This is a genomic window from Ruegeria sp. BC6, assembly GCF_056539185.1.
This window is the reverse complement of the sequence record NZ_JBQFUM010000003.1, coordinates 319,915-334,671: the sequence shown is the minus strand read 5'-3', so window position 1 is coordinate 334,671 and position 14,757 is coordinate 319,915. Positions and strand designations below refer to the sequence as shown.

15 protein-coding genes are annotated in these 14,757 nt (G+C 62.6%); 7 read left to right on the top strand and 8 right to left on the bottom strand.

The genetic code is table 11. The features are described from left to right. Positions 1 to 56: 56 nt before the first annotated feature. Positions 57 to 1,385, bottom strand: a complete 1,329-nt coding sequence (locus ACR0MM_RS12235; RefSeq protein WP_170582530.1) for an amidase — start codon at positions 1,383 to 1,385, stop codon at positions 57 to 59. Positions 1,386 to 1,442: 57 nt separating this feature from the next. Here ACR0MM_RS12235 and ACR0MM_RS12230 point away from each other — a divergent pair, with 57 nt between their 5' ends. After that, positions 1,443 to 2,705, top strand: a complete 1,263-nt coding sequence (locus ACR0MM_RS12230) for an FAD-dependent monooxygenase (protein WP_480696416.1) — start codon at positions 1,443 to 1,445, stop codon at positions 2,703 to 2,705. Here the strand turns inward: ACR0MM_RS12230 and ACR0MM_RS12225 are convergent. The 5 genes from ACR0MM_RS12225 to ACR0MM_RS12205 form a co-directional block, all read right to left on the bottom strand. Continuing rightward, positions 2,702 to 2,887, bottom strand: coding sequence for a Trm112 family protein (locus ACR0MM_RS12225; protein ID WP_093964266.1), 186 nt, complete (start codon positions 2,885 to 2,887; stop codon positions 2,702 to 2,704). The genes ACR0MM_RS12230 and ACR0MM_RS12225 overlap by 4 nt on opposite strands. Further along, positions 2,884 to 3,525 (bottom strand): LON peptidase substrate-binding domain-containing protein, encoded by a 642-nt coding sequence (locus ACR0MM_RS12220; RefSeq protein ID WP_480696414.1) that lies wholly within the window; start codon positions 3,523 to 3,525, stop codon positions 2,884 to 2,886. Before ACR0MM_RS12220 ends, ACR0MM_RS12225 begins: the two co-directional genes overlap by 4 nt. 27 nt (positions 3,526 to 3,552) lie before the next feature. Continuing rightward, the gene (locus ACR0MM_RS12215) at positions 3,553 to 4,470 is read right to left on the bottom strand and encodes a tetratricopeptide repeat protein (RefSeq protein WP_480696412.1); all 918 of its coding nucleotides are present in this window, start codon (positions 4,468 to 4,470) and stop codon (positions 3,553 to 3,555) included. An 88-nt stretch (positions 4,471 to 4,558) separates the two neighbouring features. Further along, the gene (locus ACR0MM_RS12210) at positions 4,559 to 5,347 is read right to left on the bottom strand and encodes an exodeoxyribonuclease III (protein ID WP_170341309.1); all 789 of its coding nucleotides are present in this window, start codon (positions 5,345 to 5,347) and stop codon (positions 4,559 to 4,561) included. Between the two features lie 192 nt (positions 5,348 to 5,539). Beyond that, positions 5,540 to 6,226 (bottom strand): response regulator transcription factor, encoded by a 687-nt coding sequence (locus tag ACR0MM_RS12205; protein ID WP_093964262.1) that lies wholly within the window; start codon positions 6,224 to 6,226, stop codon positions 5,540 to 5,542. 162 nt (positions 6,227 to 6,388) lie between these two features. Between ACR0MM_RS12205 and ribA the strand changes: the two genes are divergently transcribed. Together ribA and ACR0MM_RS12195 are read left to right on the top strand one after the other, a co-directional pair. Further along, positions 6,389 to 7,483: a GTP cyclohydrolase II gene (gene ribA, locus ACR0MM_RS12200; protein WP_170406327.1), complete on the top strand. Its 1,095-nt coding sequence runs from the start codon at positions 6,389 to 6,391 to the stop codon at positions 7,481 to 7,483. After that, entirely contained in the window at positions 7,480 to 7,980 is a 501-nt protein-coding gene (locus ACR0MM_RS12195; RefSeq protein WP_480696410.1) for a L,D-transpeptidase family protein, read from the top strand. Before ribA ends, ACR0MM_RS12195 begins: the two co-directional genes overlap by 4 nt. Here the strand turns inward: ACR0MM_RS12195 and ACR0MM_RS12190 are convergent. Together ACR0MM_RS12190 and ACR0MM_RS12185 are read right to left on the bottom strand one after the other, a co-directional pair. Then, on the bottom strand, positions 7,964 to 8,623 hold the full coding sequence (locus tag ACR0MM_RS12190) for a YggS family pyridoxal phosphate-dependent enzyme (protein WP_480696408.1): 660 nt from the start codon (positions 8,621 to 8,623) through the stop codon (positions 7,964 to 7,966). The two genes, ACR0MM_RS12195 and ACR0MM_RS12190, sit on opposite strands and share 17 nt — an antisense overlap. 103 nt (positions 8,624 to 8,726) lie before the next feature. Beyond that, positions 8,727 to 9,821 (bottom strand): porin, encoded by a 1,095-nt coding sequence (locus ACR0MM_RS12185; protein WP_480696513.1) that lies wholly within the window; start codon positions 9,819 to 9,821, stop codon positions 8,727 to 8,729. 280 nt (positions 9,822 to 10,101) lie between these two features. Here ACR0MM_RS12185 and ACR0MM_RS12180 point away from each other — a divergent pair, with 280 nt between their 5' ends. The 4 genes from ACR0MM_RS12180 to holA all read left to right on the top strand — a co-directional run bounded on the left by ACR0MM_RS12180 (position 10,102) and on the right by holA (position 14,712). Next, positions 10,102 to 10,590, top strand: coding sequence for a DUF3576 domain-containing protein (locus ACR0MM_RS12180; RefSeq protein ID WP_170341302.1), 489 nt, complete (start codon positions 10,102 to 10,104; stop codon positions 10,588 to 10,590). A 72-nt stretch (positions 10,591 to 10,662) separates the two neighbouring features. Then, positions 10,663 to 13,200, top strand: coding sequence for a leucine--tRNA ligase (leuS, locus tag ACR0MM_RS12175; RefSeq protein ID WP_480696406.1), 2,538 nt, complete (start codon positions 10,663 to 10,665; stop codon positions 13,198 to 13,200). Then, on the top strand, positions 13,187 to 13,687 hold the full coding sequence (lptE, locus tag ACR0MM_RS12170; RefSeq protein WP_170341298.1) for an LPS assembly lipoprotein LptE: 501 nt from the start codon (positions 13,187 to 13,189) through the stop codon (positions 13,685 to 13,687). The genes leuS and lptE overlap by 14 nt, the downstream gene beginning before the upstream one ends. Next, positions 13,684 to 14,712, top strand: a complete 1,029-nt coding sequence (holA, locus tag ACR0MM_RS12165) for a DNA polymerase III subunit delta (RefSeq protein ID WP_480696404.1) — start codon at positions 13,684 to 13,686, stop codon at positions 14,710 to 14,712. Before lptE ends, holA begins: the two co-directional genes overlap by 4 nt. The last annotated feature ends 45 nt before the right edge of the window (positions 14,713 to 14,757 follow it).

The window sequence follows — 14,757 nt, the reverse complement described above, 5'->3', positions numbered from 1 at the left end:
AGGCCGAACCCCCGCGCGTCCAGACAAAGAGGTTCCGAATCAGGGGATTGTGGCATTCAGGCCAGAACCGCCTCGGCCGCCGCACCCAGCCGCAAAAGCGCCTCCTCCGAGCCCGGATAGCCCAACATCATCAGTCCGCAGGACGGTGTCGTGGTGGGCAGCGACAGCGCCGCCAGCCCCATCAGGTTGCCGATCCGGGTGTTGCGCAGAGCCAGAAGGTTCTCGGTGACGTAGTAGTCATGGTCATTCATCAGCCGGTCCAGATCCGGCGGCAGGATCGGCGCGGTGGGGGCCAGAACCGCGTCGAAGCCGGCGGTGGCCGCGTCCCAGACCGATCGGCAGGCTTTCAGGCGCGACCACGCGGCCACGTAATCCGGGCCGGAATGCCCCTTGCCCGCGCGGAACCGTTCAAGGATTTCGGGATACATCGCCTCGGGGTTGGCCTCGATAACGTCACGCCACAGGCCATAGGCTTCGGTGGTGTAAAGGACACCGGACAGGCCCATCGCCTCGGTCAGTTCCGGCACCTCCAGCGGCACGATCTCGGCCCCTGCATCACGCAGGCGGTCCAGCGCCTCGGCATAGGCCTGGCGTGGCGCGTCGCGCAGATCGTCCTGCGCGATGGTCTGCAAATCGGCAAACCGCCGCCCCTTCAGGCTGGCGCCCCGCAGATCGGCCGGCGTTCCGCCCTCCAGAAGCGCCAGCATCTGCGCCGCATCCTCGACCGACCGCGCCAGCGGACCGACCGTATCGAACCGCAGGCACAGGGGCACCACGCCCTCAAGGCTCAGCCGCCCCGACGTAGTTTTCAGCCCCACCAAGTCGTTCCACGCGGCCGGAATGCGCACCGATCCGCCCGTGTCCGAGCCGATACCGCAAGCCGCCAGACCAAAGGCCACCGACGCCGCCGCGCCCGAGGACGACCCGCCCGGAACCGCCTTTTCGTCATTCACGCAGGGCGGCGTCGCGGTCACGGGGTTCAGACCGAGGCCCGAGAAGGCCAACTCACTCATATGCGTCTTGCCCAGACAGACCGCGCCCATGGCCGTCGCGTTGCGCAGGACGGTTGCGTCATGCTCGGGCACCCGGCCGCGCAGCAGGGCCGATCCGGCCTCAGTTCCGATCCCGGCGGTGTCGAACAGATCCTTCCAGCTGATCGGCACCCCATCCAGCAGGGACCGGCGCAGACCTTGGGCCGCCCGTTCCTTGGCCGCGCGGGCTTCGGCGCGGGCGCGGTCATGCGTGACGCGGGCATAGATGCGGTCGCGGTGCGGATGGGCGTCGATGGCCGCCAGATAGACCTCGGTCAGCTCCTCGGGATCGATCTGACCCATGCCGATCCCCCGGCCCAGGTCACATGCCGTCATGGTCAGCCAGTCCTGCATCTTTGCCCCCTTGTCGGAAAAATTCGTGTTTCGGCGACGGTAGCGACAGGACCGCACATGGACAATCCCGAAAGGGCGCGCATATTGCACCGCATGACACAGGTTTCCGATATCTTGATCGTGGGCGGCGGGCTGAACGGCCCCGCCCTGGCGCTGGCGCTGGCGCAGACCGGGCACAGCGTTACCGTGATCGACGCACTGGCCGAGAAGGTGCGCAAGAACGCGGCGTTCGACGGGCGTGCCTATGCGCTGGCGCTGGCCTCGCAACGGTTGCTGGCCGCGATCGGCGTCTGGGAGCGGGTTGCGGACCATGCCCAGCCGATGTTGGAGATCAAGGTCACCGATGGCCATGCGGGCGCAGGCCCGTCGCCGTTTTTCATGCATTTCGACCATGCCGAGATTGAGGAAGGCCCGATGGGCTATATGGTCGAGGACCGTCACCTGCGACGCGCATTTCTTGCGGCGATGGAGGCGGTACCGGCAATCACCCGGGTCAGTGGCAAAACCGTTGTTGCGCAGGAAACCGGTCCGGGCGGCGTGACCGTGACGCTGGATGACGGATCGGCGCTGTCCGGTCGGCTTCTGGTGGGGTGCGACGGCCGCCGCAGCGGCACCGCCGCCCGCGCCGGGATCAAGCGGACCGGATGGGACTACGGCCAGACCGCGCTGGTCTGCGCCATCGAACACGACCTGCCCCATCACGGCATCGCACATCAGTTCTTCATGCCCCCCGGCCCGCTGGCGATCCTGCCGCTGACCGGCAATCGCAGCTCGATCGTCTGGAGCGAACGCTCTGACACCGCGCAGCGCATCAACGCGCTGGACGAGGCCGAGTACCTTCAAGTTCTGCGGCCCAGATTCGGCGATTTTCTGAGTAACATCCGCCTGCAGGGCGACCGGTTCACCTATCCGCTGAACCTGACCATCGCCAATTCCTTCATCGCCGAGCGGCTGGCGCTGGTGGGTGATGCGGCCCATGGCATGCACCCGATCGCCGGTCAGGGGCTGAACGCCGGGCTGCGCGACGTCGGCGCGCTGGCCGAGGTTCTGACGCTGGCCGGGCGGCGCGGCGAGGACATCGGCTCGGTGCTGGTTCTGGAGCGCTATCAGGAATGGCGCCGCTTTGACACGGCGGCCCTGGCAATGGCGACGGATGTGTTCAACAAGCTGTTTTCGAACGACAATCCGATACTGCGGCTGGGGCGCGACATCGGAATGGGCATCGTGGGCTCCCTGCCCAGCCTGCGCCGCGGCTTCGTGCGCGAGGCCGCCGGTTTGACAGGCGACCTGCCCAAGCTGCTGCAGGGCCGCCCGATCTAGTCGAGCTTGCGCGCCTCATCCACCAGCATCACCGGAATCCCGTTGCGGATGGGAAAAGCCAGACCAGCGGCTTTCGAGACCAACTCCTGCCGCTCGGCGTCATATTCCAGCGTGGTATGAGTCTGTGGGCAGATCAGCGCCTCGAGCATGTGGCGGTCGAATCCCGGTTCCGTCTCTGTCATTGCAATTGTTCCTCGTTTGAACCCCCGCGCAGCGAGAATTCGATCAGTGTGACAAGCGTTTCGCGCCGGGTGCGCAGACAGGGCGCCTCAAGCAGGGCCTGCTTGTCCTCGGGGTCGAAATCCAGAAGCATCGACAGGGAATTGACCAATAATTCGTCATCCGCCTCGTTCAGTGACTCCCAATCGGTCGACAGTTGGCGGGCGGAAAAGTAACGCCCCAGCAGACGCAGGAAACCGGACCGGTCGAACGTATCGTCTATTTCCCCTTTGCCCAGATCGCGGTCGAACCCTTCCCAGGTGACAGCGCAGCGACGATACGGCGTGAAACCATCCAATTCGGATTGGATGCGAAACCGGGATACACCGGACAACGTGATCAGATAGCGCCCGTCTTCGGTCTCGGAAAACTGCGTGACACGTCCGGCGCATCCGATCCGATGCAATTTGGTGTCGTCGTTCTGACAAGGGTTCGGCTGGACCATGCCGATCAACCGCTCTTTGGTTTTCAAGGCGTCATCCAGCATTTGCAGGTAGCGAGGCTCGAAAATATGCAGCGGCAGGCGTGACCGGGGCAGCAACAGCGCCCCGGGCAGAGGAAACACGGACACCGTGTCCGGCAGATCGGCGGGATGCATCATGTTTCCGATTCTAGCTCTGATGCGCGGTTAGGCAAATATCATCGAGCTGAGTTTGCGGCGGCCGTTCAAAACGATCGGGTCATTGGCCTTGAGCGCATCGAAGATGGTGAACAGCTGCGCCTTGGCTGCGCCATCATTCCATTCCCGATCGCGGCGGAACAGCTCCAGAAGCTGGTCAACCGCCTCGGCGGCCTTGCCGTTGGCATAGAGCGCCTGCGCCAGGTCAAACCGAGCCTGATGGTTGTCGGGGTCAGCTTCGACCGCTGCCGTTAACTCGGCCACCGGCCCGGCATTTGCGGCCTGTTTGGCCAGTTCCAGCTGCGCATGGGCAGCTTCCAACTCGGCCGTCGTTGAAATCTCGGCCGGAGCGCCGTTCAGGATCGCCTCGGCCTGATCAAGGTCACCCATCGCGATATGCGCCCGCACCAAACCGCTATAGGCCGCGGCATGTTTGGGGTCTTCGCCAAGAATGGCGGCAAAGGTCTGGGCCGCATCCACTGCCGCGCCATCATTCAACATCTCTTCGGCGGCTTCCACGGCCTCGTCCAGCTGGCCGCCCGGGCTCTGGCCCCCGGCGGCCTCGATCACACGGTCGATAAAGGCCTTGATCTCCGATCCTGGCAAAGCGCCTTGGAACCCGTCAACCGGCTGCCCCTTGAAGAAGGCGTAGACGGTCGGAATCGACTGGATACGCAATTGCGAGGCGATCATCTGCGCCTCGTCCACGTTGATTTTCACCATCTTGACCGCGCCCTTGGCCGCGGTCACGGCCTCTTCCAAGGCCGGACCCAAGGTCTTGCAGGGACCGCACCAGGGCGCCCAGAAGTCGACGATAATGGGCAATTCCTGTGATGCCTCGACGACATCGGCCATGAAAGTGGCCTCGGTTCCGTCTTTGATCAGATCGGTGGCTGCGGGGCTGCCTGCGCCGTTCAGAAGTTCCATGGCATTCACTCTCCGGATTCAGTCTTGCGCCTTATATGCAACCAGCCGACCGGGAAACCAAGGGCCGAGTTGCGGAATCCCGCACCGATCAAAGATCGAAACTGGCAAAGACGGGCGCGTGGTCGCTGGGCTTCTCCCAGCCGCGCGCGTCGCGCAGGACGCGGCTGGAATGGCCGGCGTTCGAGATATCAGGCGTCGCCCAGACGTGATCCAGGCGCCGCCCCTTGTCAGCCGCATCCCAGTCGCGGGCGCGATAGGACCACCAGCTGTAGAGCTGTCCCTCGGGGATGTCCTGCCGGGTGATATCGACCCAGCCGCCCGCATCCTGCGTCTCGGCCAGTTGCGCGACCTCGATCGGCGTGTGCGACACGACCTTGAGCAGTTGTTTGTGCGACCACACGTCGTCCTCGCGCGGGGCGATGTTCAGGTCGCCGACCAGAATGGATTTCTGCGGCTTTTCGGCGTGGAACCAGTCGCGCATGTCGGTCAGGTAATCCAGCTTCTGGCCAAATTTCTCGTTCACCTCGCGATCGGGAACGTCGCCGCCTGCCGGGACGTAGAAATTGTGGATGATCACCCCGTTTTCCAATCGCCCCGCCACATGCCGGGCATGGCCCAGCCCGGCAAAGTCCTGATCGCCCAGATCCGTGATCGGCAGGCGCGACAGGATGGCCACGCCGTTATAGCCCTTCTGACCGCGGGCGATCATGTGGGTGTAGCCCAGTTCCGCGAATCCCTCGGTCGGGATCTTGTCGACCGGCGATTTGCACTCTTGCAGGCACAGCACGTCCGGCGCTTCCTCCTGCAGCAATTTCAGCACGATCGGCTCGCGCAGGCGAACGGAATTGATGTTCCAGGTGGCCAGAGTGAAAGGCATGATCGGGGTTCCCTTGTCGCGACTCGGGCAAACTAGCGCGGCAGGTGCCGGGGTGCCATCCGAAAAAAAGCCGGGCCAAAGGCCCGGCAGTCCAACAGGGAGGTACATGTCATGACCCGGACATGCACGGGATGGGATTATCCTAAAGATGCTTGCAGAGTATCACTTTGATCCACATCAATCCACCTATGGTTACGACACCAGTCGATATCCACCAGATTCTGTGACCAAAAGGCGCGCATTGGAGGGATCGGGCTCGATTTTCTGACGCAGCCGGTAGATGTGCGTTTCCAGCGTATGTGTGGTTACACCGGCGTTGTAGCCCCAGACCTCGTGCAGCAGCACATCGCGCGCCACCACGCCGTCGGTCGAGCGATACAGGAACTTGAGAATGTTGGTTTCCTTCTCCGTCAGCCGAATCTTGCGGTCGTCCTCGGTGATCAACATCTTCATCGCCGGCTTGAAGGTGTACGGCCCCAGGACAAAAACGGCATCTTCAGACTGTTCGTGCTGGCGCAGCTGCGCACGGATCCGGGCCAGAAGCACCGGGAACTTGAACGGCTTTGAAACATAGTCGTTGGCACCCGCATCCAACCCCAGGATCGTATCGGCATCGCTGTCATGGCCGGTCAGCATCAGGATCGGGCTTTTGACCCCCTGCTTGCGCATCAGGCGGCACAGCTCGCGCCCATCCGTGTCGGGCAAACCCACATCCAGGATCACAAGGTCATAGATGGCTTCGCGCGCCCGCTCCATCGCGGATTGGCCGTCGGAGGCTTCGAATACATCAAAGTCTTCGGTCATCACCAACTGCTCGCTGAGCGCCTCGCGCAGGTCTTCATCGTCATCGACCAGCAGGATTTTCTTGAGTTGCGCCATGTCCCGGTCCTCCTAAACCTTTTGCTACACTTGAGCGTGGAAGATGCAATCAACAAGTTTTGCTGCAATGCTCTCACGCCCTCGTGTCTGGCGGGCCGGAAATGTTTCACATTTCCTTTCGAACGGGCTAGGACGAGGGTCGAACGTTACAGGATAACATCAATGAGTCTCATTCCAGACATCACCGAGTTGCTGGCCCGGGCGCGTGCCGACCTTCGGATGGGCGTTCCGGTCGTGCTGACGGATGACGGGGATTTCAGCGTTGTCGCCGTCGCCGCAGAGACACTCAACCCGCAGCGTCTGGCGGACCTGAGGGGTCTGGGCGACACGCCTGTGGTTGCCATCACCGGACGACGGGCCGAAACGCTCAAAGCCCGCGCCTATGACGGTGATCTTGCTCGGGTCGTGATTCCGGCCGAGGCTGATCTGGGGTGGGTGCAGGCAGTTGCAGACCCGTCCGATGACCTGAATGCCCCGATGAAGGGGCCCTTGATGACTCAGCGCCAGGGCAATGCACACCTGCATCGCATCGCAATCGCACTGACCAAATCCGCCCGCCTGCTGCCGGCCGCGGTGGTGGTTGCGGTCGAAAACGGCCGGGCCTTTGCGGCGACACACGGTCTGACCTGCATCGACCACACACGCGCCGCGCCGCATCTGGCCGATCGCAGCCCCTTGCACGAGGTGGTGGCCGCGCGCCTGCCGATGGAGGTGTCCGAGGCCGGTCGTCTGCACGTCTTCCGCCCAGAGGACGGTGGCGAGGAGCACTATGCCATCGAAATCGGCCGCCCGGATCGCTCGAAACCTGTTTTGGCTCGGTTGCATTCGGCCTGTTTCACCGGTGACCTAATGGGCAGCCTGAAATGCGACTGCGGCCCGCAACTGCGCGGTGCCCTGGCCCAGATGGGGGCCGAGGGGCATGGGGTTCTGCTGTATCTCAACCAGGAAGGTCGTGGGATTGGTCTGGCCAACAAGATGCGTGCTTATTTCCTTCAGGATCAGGGCTTCGACACGGTCGAGGCCAACCACCGGCTTGGGTTTGAAGATGACGAGCGCGACTTCCGCCTGGGATCGGACATCCTGAAATCGCTCGGGTTCAGTTCGGTCCGGTTGCTGACGAACAACCCGGCCAAGATCGCAATGATGGAACGGACCGGTATTGCCGTTACCGAGCGTGTGCCGTTGAAGGTCGGGGAAACCGCCCACAACCGGGCCTATCTGGCGACCAAGGCCTCGAAATCGGGCCACCTGCTGTGAGCCCTCTTGATCTGGTGGTAATGCAGACCGGAGTGCGGTTCTTCGGCCGCAGGTTTCCCTGCACCATCGGCAAAGGTGGCCTGAGCAACCAAAAGCGCGAGGGCGACGGGGCCACCCCCACAGGGCACCACCACATTGTCGGGATGCTGTACCGCCCGGATCGGATTGCGCTGCCCGCCCCGTGGGCTTTGCCCATCGGGCCGGGCGATCTGTGGTCGGATGACGAAAGGGATCAGGATTACAACCAGCACGTTCGGGCGCCCTATCCATTCGGTCACGAACGCCTGCGTCGGGCTGACCCGCTTTACGATCTGGTGCTGATTACCGATTGGAATTGGCCCGTCGCCACACCGGGCGGCGGATCAGCGATCTTTCTGCATCAGTGGCGCAGGCCGGGTTATCCGACCGAAGGCTGCGTGGCGTTCCGGCGCGACCACCTGCACTGGATCGCGCGGCGCGTCGCACCCGGAACCCGGATCATCATTCCGCGGGTTTGACCCGGTCACCAAAGATGGCCGACCCCACCCGGACATGAGTCGCACCCAGCGCGATCGCGGTTTCAAAATCGCTGCTCATCCCCATGGACAGGCCATCCAGCCCGTTCCTGCCCGCGATCTTGGCCAGCAGAGCGAAATGCAGCGCGGGCTCCTCGTCGACGGGCGGAATACACATCAACCCACGCACCGGCAGGTCAAGTGATCGACAGTCGGCGACAAAATCATCGGCCTCGGCGGGCATAACCCCGGCTTTCTGGGCCTCTTCGCCGGTATTCACCTGAATGAACAGATCAGGACACTGCCCCAGCTCTTGCGCCAGCCGCGCAAGGGTTTTGGCCAGTTTGGGACGGTCGACCGAGTGGATCGCGTTGCACAGCTCCATCGCCTGCCGCGCCTTGTTGGTTTGCAGCGGACCAATCAGATGCAGATCAATATCGGGATAGCTTTCACGGAAGGCGGGCCACTTGCCAGCGGCCTCCTGCACCCGGTTTTCACCAAAACACCGGTGACCCTGCTTCAACACGGCCTCAACCCGGTCGTTGGGCTGCACCTTGGATACGGCAATCAGCCGGACCGAGCCCTTGGGGCGGCCGGCTGCGGCTTCGGCCTTGACGATGCGGGCGGTGATTTCTTGCAGCGACATGGTTTCCCTCTGTTTCCATTTGTCCGCAGAAAAACACCATGTCAGCGCAAAAGAAAAGGGCGGGTCCGAAGACCCGCCCTCAAACCTTGCGGTTCAGATCAACTTAGAAGTTGAACTGGGCACCGAAGTCAGCGCGCAGTTGGCTGTCGCCGTCACCACGCTTCTGATTACCGATACCGCCGCGCAGCGATGCACCACCGCCCAGATCGTAAATGGCACCGATACCGTATTGCTGCAGGTCGTCATCCGCCGAACCGTCGCCGTAGGCGAAGGTCAGGGTGGTTGCAGCACCCAGGTTGTAGGCTGCCGACAGACCGTAAGCAGTGCCGTTCCGTGCATCGTTCGACACATCGTCATCAGCTACGAACAGAGTGCCCGAGAAATCGCCAAATTCTGCACCCAGGGTCAGAACAGTCAGGCTTTGCTTATCGCCATTCGGTACGTCGGTTTGGCCGTAAGCAATCGCCGCGGTCACATTGTTGAAGCTGTAAGTCGCGCTGATGTCCCAACGGTCTGCACTCTGAACGCTACCAGTGGTCGGATCGGAGGGGTCAGTCAGCGAGATAACTTGAGCTTGGTCGTACGATGCGCCAAAGGAGAAGTCACCAACTGCGTACTGGAAGAACACGCCGTTCGAACCCTTACCGGTCGACGAGTAGCCCAAGAAGCTGTAGTCAACGCCCGAGTACTGCCCGATGAAGTTCTCCAGGCCCGGCTCGTTACCGTAGTAGTTTGCCAAGTTGTCGAACGAACCAGCAACGTTGCCGGCGTCAACACGCAGACCACCGTAGATGACCGAGAAGCGGGCGCCGTTCAGGCCAGCTGCATCTGCTTCACCGGTGCCTGCATCTTCGTCAGCTTGCAGACGAACACGTGCCTCAAACCGGACGCCACCGTCGGTTTCCGCGATGCCATCAATGTTCAGACGGAAGCGCGAGACCAGGATGGTATCGTTGGTATCAGCACCTTCGACTTTGGTCGTCGTCGTGGTGGTTACACCAGTGTTGGTAACAACGGCACCGCTAGCGGTCGTAACAGTTGTGGTCTGGCCGGTGTTCGACACTGTACGGGTCAGTGTACCGGTACGGTCTTCCAAGTAACCGATACCAAAGCGGCCATAACCGCTGAACTTAACTTCGGCCGCGGCAACCGATGCGGTTGCGATCAGTGCGGTCGATGCGAAGAGAACTTTTTTCATCTTGTTTCCCTCGGTTTCAATAATTTCTACTCGACACATACCTGTTGCATATGTCTCAGCACGCAGACCGTTTCGCTCTTTTTGCCCCTGTTGCGCAAGCATGCCTTGGACAGCTTCGGTTCTTTGGCCCCAAATTGGTGCAAGGATGCCACAGTCGAATTCACCCCGATATTTCAGCAGCACGGGTACGTAAGCCAAGAATGGGGTTGTTGCAGCACAGTACGTTGTCTAGGAGTATCTCCTAGCAAAGCAAAACATGTGAAAACAGGACCTGCCGACGATGCGCCTGCTGACGATTTTGGGTTTGACCGTTTTGACTGCCTCCGTTTCTGCGTGCGGACAGAATCGGAGCACGTCGCCCAACCCCAATGTTCTATCCGCCGACGGCAGCTCGTCCGAGGCCCGCGAGCTCAACGATCCGAATCGTTCGACCATCTGGGATGTGTTCGGCCCCAACAACTCGGAACAGGTCACCCAGGTCAACCGGTACCTGTGGGCGGCGTCGCTGGATGTGCTCAGCTTCCTGCCAGTACAGGAGGTGGATCCGTTTACCGGCGTTATCATAACGGGTTACGGCAAACCGCCGGGCGGCGGGCGGTCCTATCGGGCGACGGTGCACATCAGTGATCCGGCCCTGGCGGCGCGGTCCCTGTCGGTGGCGCTACAGACCAGCGGAGGCGCTCCGGTCAGCGCGGCGACCACGCGTGCGGTCGAAGATGCGATTCTTTCGCGGGCGCGTCAGCTGCGGATTGCGGACAACAAGCTCTAGCAACCCGCAGAAAATCACAATATTACCACGCCGGGCCCCTGCCCGGCGTTTTCATTCACGAAGGACCGCATGATGTCGCGTTACTCGGCCAACGAAATCGAAGCAAAATGGCAAGAGGCCTGGGACAAGGCCGGGATCTTCACCGCCAAACGGACGGCGGACAAGCCGAAATACTATGTGCTGGAAATGTTCCCCTATCCGTCGGGGCGCATCCACATGGGGCATGTGCGCAACTACACCATGGGTGACGTGATCGCGCGCCACAAGCTGAGCACCGGGCACAACGTTCTGCACCCGATGGGCTGGGATGCTTTCGGGATGCCGGCGGAAAACGCGGCCATGGCCATCGGCGGCCATCCCAAGGACTGGACCTATGGCAACATCGCCGACATGCGCGCGCAGATGAAGCCGCTGGGCCTGTCGATCGACTGGTCGCGCGAATTCGCGACCTGCGACCCGGAATATTACGGCCAGCAGCAGGCGCTGTTCCTCGACATGCTGGATGCGGGGCTGGTCTATCGCAAGAACGCCGTGGTCAACTGGGACCCGGTGGACATGACCGTGCTGGCCAACGAACAAGTCGAAAACGGCCGCGGCTGGCGCTCGGGCGCATTGGTCGAGCGGCGCGAGCTGACCCAGTGGTTCTTCAAGATCTCCGAGTTCTCGGAAGAGTTGCTTGATGCGCTGGATACGCTCGACAACTGGCCCGCCAAGGTGCGGCTGATGCAGGAGAACTGGATCGGCAAGTCACGCGGGCTGGAGTTTTCCTTCGAGCGCACCGACGGCAATGCACCCATCACCGTCTATACCACGCGGCCGGACACGCTGTTGGGGGCGTCTTTCGTGGGTATCTCGCCCGATCACCCGATAGCCAAGCAGCTTGAGGCCGAGAACCCCGAAGTCGCTGAATTCGTTGCCGAATGCCGCAAGGGCGGCACCACGGAAGAGGCCATCGAGACCGGCGAGAAGCTGGGTTTCGACACCGGCATCCGCGTCAAACACCCGCTGGACCCGAACTGGGAACTGCCGGTCTGGATCGCGAATTTCATCCTTATGGATTACGGCACCGGCGCGATCTTCGCCTGCCCCGCGCATGACCAGCGCGACCTGGATTTCTGCCGCAAATACGACCTGCCGGTAATCGACACCTTCTTTGCCCTGGATGACGACACGCCGGTGGACAAGATCGCCTTCGTCCCGCCGAAAGAGCAGAAGGTGCGCTGGGTCAACCATTTCGCCGGTCTGACCGAGGCCACCGGACAGGAAGCCATCGACGCGACTATCGACTTTGCCGAGAAGGCCGGCTGGGGCAAAGGCGTGACCAAGTACCGCCTGCGCGATTGGGGCCTGTCGCGCCAGCGCTACTGGGGCTGTCCGATCCCGGTGGTACATTGCGACGATTGCGGCGTGGTGCCGGAGAAAAAGGAAAACCTGCCGATTCGCCTGCCCGACGATGTCACCTTCGACAAACCGGGCAACCCGCTGGATCGTCACCCGACCTGGCGCGACTGTGCCTGCCCGTCCTGCGGCAAACCGGCCAAGCGCGAAACCGACACGATGGACACGTTTGTCGATTCGTCGTGGTATTTCGCCCGTTTCACCGCCCCGCGGGCGGAAACGCCCACCGATCTGGCCGAAGCCGAATACTGGATGAACGTGGACCAGTATATCGGCGGCATCGAACACGCCATCCTGCACCTGCTGTATTCGCGGTTCTTCGCCCGGGCCATGCATCTGACGGGGCATCTGCCGAAAAAGGCGATCGAGCCGTTCGACGCGCTGTTCACCCAGGGCATGGTCACCCATGAAATCTATCAGACCCGCGACGACAAGGGCCGCCCGGTCTATCACCTTCCCGAAGAGGTCGAGGACGGCAAGCTGAAGGCGACGGGCGAGCCTGTCGAGATCATCCCCTCGGCCAAGATGTCGAAATCGAAGAAGAACGTGGTCGACCCGGTCAGCATCATCTCGGCCTTCGGGGCGGACACCGCGCGCTGGTTCGTTCTGTCCGATTCGCCGCCCGAGCGTGACGTGGAATGGACCGCCGCCGGCGCCGAGGCCGCGCACAAGCACCTCAGCCGCGTGCACCGCATCGTGTCCGAGATCGCCGCGTCCGACGCCCCGGCCAATGCCGAGGACGAAGCGCTGCTGCGCGAGATGCACAAGACCATCCATGACGTGACCGGCGGGGTCGAATCCTTCGGCTTCAACGCCTCGATCGCCAAGCTCTATGCCTTTACCAACACGCTGGCCAAATCCAAGGCGGGCGCACAGGCCAAGCGGCAGGCGGCCAAGACGCTGGCGCAGCTGATGTCGCCGATGACGCCGCACCTGTCCGAAGAACTGTGGCAGATGCTGGGCGGCGAAGGGCTGGTGGCGCTGGCGCCCTGGCCGGTGGCAGACGAGTCGATGCTGGTCGATGACACCGTCACCCTGCCCATCCAGATCAACGGCAAACGCCGCGCCGAAATCAGCGTGCCCAAGGATCTGGACAAGACGCAGGTTGAAAGAATCGCGCTCAGCACCGAAGCTGTGCAGAAGGCGCTGGATGGCGCTGCTCCGAAAAAGGTGATCGTTGTTCCGGGCCGGATCGTGAATGTCGTTGTTTGACCGCAGAAACCTGCTGCTTTCGCTGGCGGCGTTGACCGTGGCGCCCGCTTGCGGGTTCCAGCCGGTTTATGCCCCGGGCGGCGCCGGCAGCGAATTATACGGCAAGGTCGCCGTGTCAGCGCCAGATTCGGTCGAAAGCTACCTTCTGGTGCAGAATCTGGAGCAGTCCCTCGGGCGCAGCGTCAGTTCAGCCAAGGATTACAGCCTGAATGTGCAGGTCTCTACGGTGACCCGCGGGGCCGCCATCACGACCTCGAACGAGACCAACCGGTATTCGATCGACGGGCGCGCCAGCTATACGCTGAAATCCAATGAAACGGGCCAGATTCTCGTCTCCGGCACTGTGGCCGATTTCGTAGGCTACTCCGCCGCGGGGTCCACCGTTTCCACGCTCGCTGATGAACGGGATGCCAAAGAGAGGCTGATGGTCATCCTGTCCGATCAGATCGTCACGCGCCTGTATTCCGCACCGGGCCTGGCTTCATGAAGCTGTCCCCGCGCGACGCCGAGGGGTATTTCGCCAAACCTGACCCCGACAAGACGGGATTGTTGATCTACGGCGCCGACGCGATGCGCGTCGCGCTCAAGCGCCAGCAGGTATTGGCCGCGCTGTTGGGCCCGGGTGCCGAAGAGGAAATGCGCCTGACCCGTCTTCCGGCCTCGGATCTGCGGGCGGATCCTGCCCTTCTGCTGGATGCCGTGAAGGCTGTCGGGTTCTTTCCCGGCGCGCGCGCCGTATTCGTCGAGGATGCAACCGACGCCGCAACCCCGGCGATCACCGCCGCGCTCGAGGATTGGGCGCCAGGCGACGCTCAGATCATTGTGACCGCCGGGCAGCTCAAGGCCAGCTCGAAGCTGCGCAAAGCGTTCGAAGGCCATCGGGCCGCCTATGCGGTCGGGATCTATGACGATCCACCGTCGCGCGCGGAGATCGAGCGTGTTCTGGCCCAAGCCGGACTTGCGAGCGTTCCCCGTGACGCGATGTCCGTGCTCAGCGATCTGGCCACCGAACTCAGCCCGGGCGACTTTGCGCAAACCGTTGAAAAGCTGTCTCTGTACAAACGCGGTGATGCCTCAGACGTTGCCGTCGAAGACATCGAGGCCTGCGCGCCGCAATCCAATGAGGCGGCCCTGGATGACGTTCTCAACGTCGTTGCCGAAGGCCGATCCGGTGAAATCGGGCCCCTGATCCGGCGGTTGCAGGCGCAGGGAACAAATGCAGTGTCCCTGTGCATCGGCGCGACCCGCCATTTTCGCACGCTCTATGCCTGCGCCTCGGACCCCGGTGGCGCAGCGCACGGGATCGGCAAACTCCGGCCGCCGGTTTATGGCAAGCGGCGTGACCGCATCCTTCGGCAGGCGCAGACTTGGGGCGCGCACAAGCTGCAGACGGCTTTGACCGTGCTGACGGATACGGATCTGTCTCTCCGGTCGGCAGGGCAGACTGCCCCGGCCATGGCCCTGGTCGAGCGCGCTCTGATCCGGCTGGCCATGCTGGCGCGGTCACGCTGAATTGAACTGACGGCGCGTCCGACTTGACGCGGCGGCGCAGTCCCC

Excerpts from the sequence above, each read along its gene's own strand:
- ACR0MM_RS12235 (WP_170582530.1), bottom strand. The coding sequence starts at position 1,385 with ATGCAGGACTGGCTGACCATGACGGCATGTGACCTGGGCCGGGGGATC.
- ACR0MM_RS12230 (WP_480696416.1), top strand. The coding sequence starts at position 1,443 with ATGGACAATCCCGAAAGGGCGCGCATATTGCACCGCATGACACAGGTT.
- ACR0MM_RS12225 (WP_093964266.1), bottom strand. The coding sequence starts at position 2,887 with ATGACAGAGACGGAACCGGGATTCGACCGCCACATGCTCGAGGCGCTG.
- ACR0MM_RS12220 (WP_480696414.1), bottom strand. The coding sequence starts at position 3,525 with ATGATGCATCCCGCCGATCTGCCGGACACGGTGTCCGTGTTTCCTCTG.
- ACR0MM_RS12215 (WP_480696412.1), bottom strand. The coding sequence starts at position 4,470 with ATGGAACTTCTGAACGGCGCAGGCAGCCCCGCAGCCACCGATCTGATC.
- ACR0MM_RS12210 (WP_170341309.1), bottom strand. The coding sequence starts at position 5,347 with ATGCCTTTCACTCTGGCCACCTGGAACATCAATTCCGTTCGCCTGCGC.
- ACR0MM_RS12205 (WP_093964262.1), bottom strand. The coding sequence starts at position 6,226 with ATGGCGCAACTCAAGAAAATCCTGCTGGTCGATGACGATGAAGACCTG.
- ribA (WP_170406327.1), top strand. The coding sequence starts at position 6,389 with ATGAGTCTCATTCCAGACATCACCGAGTTGCTGGCCCGGGCGCGTGCC.
- ACR0MM_RS12190 (WP_480696408.1), bottom strand. The coding sequence starts at position 8,623 with ATGTCGCTGCAAGAAATCACCGCCCGCATCGTCAAGGCCGAAGCCGCA.
- ACR0MM_RS12185 (WP_480696513.1), bottom strand. The coding sequence starts at position 9,821 with ATGAAAAAAGTTCTCTTCGCATCGACCGCACTGATCGCAACCGCATCG.
- ACR0MM_RS12180 (WP_170341302.1), top strand. The coding sequence starts at position 10,102 with ATGCGCCTGCTGACGATTTTGGGTTTGACCGTTTTGACTGCCTCCGTT.
- leuS (WP_480696406.1), top strand. The coding sequence starts at position 10,663 with ATGTCGCGTTACTCGGCCAACGAAATCGAAGCAAAATGGCAAGAGGCC.
- lptE (WP_170341298.1), top strand. The coding sequence starts at position 13,187 with ATGTCGTTGTTTGACCGCAGAAACCTGCTGCTTTCGCTGGCGGCGTTG.
- holA (WP_480696404.1), top strand. The coding sequence starts at position 13,684 with ATGAAGCTGTCCCCGCGCGACGCCGAGGGGTATTTCGCCAAACCTGAC.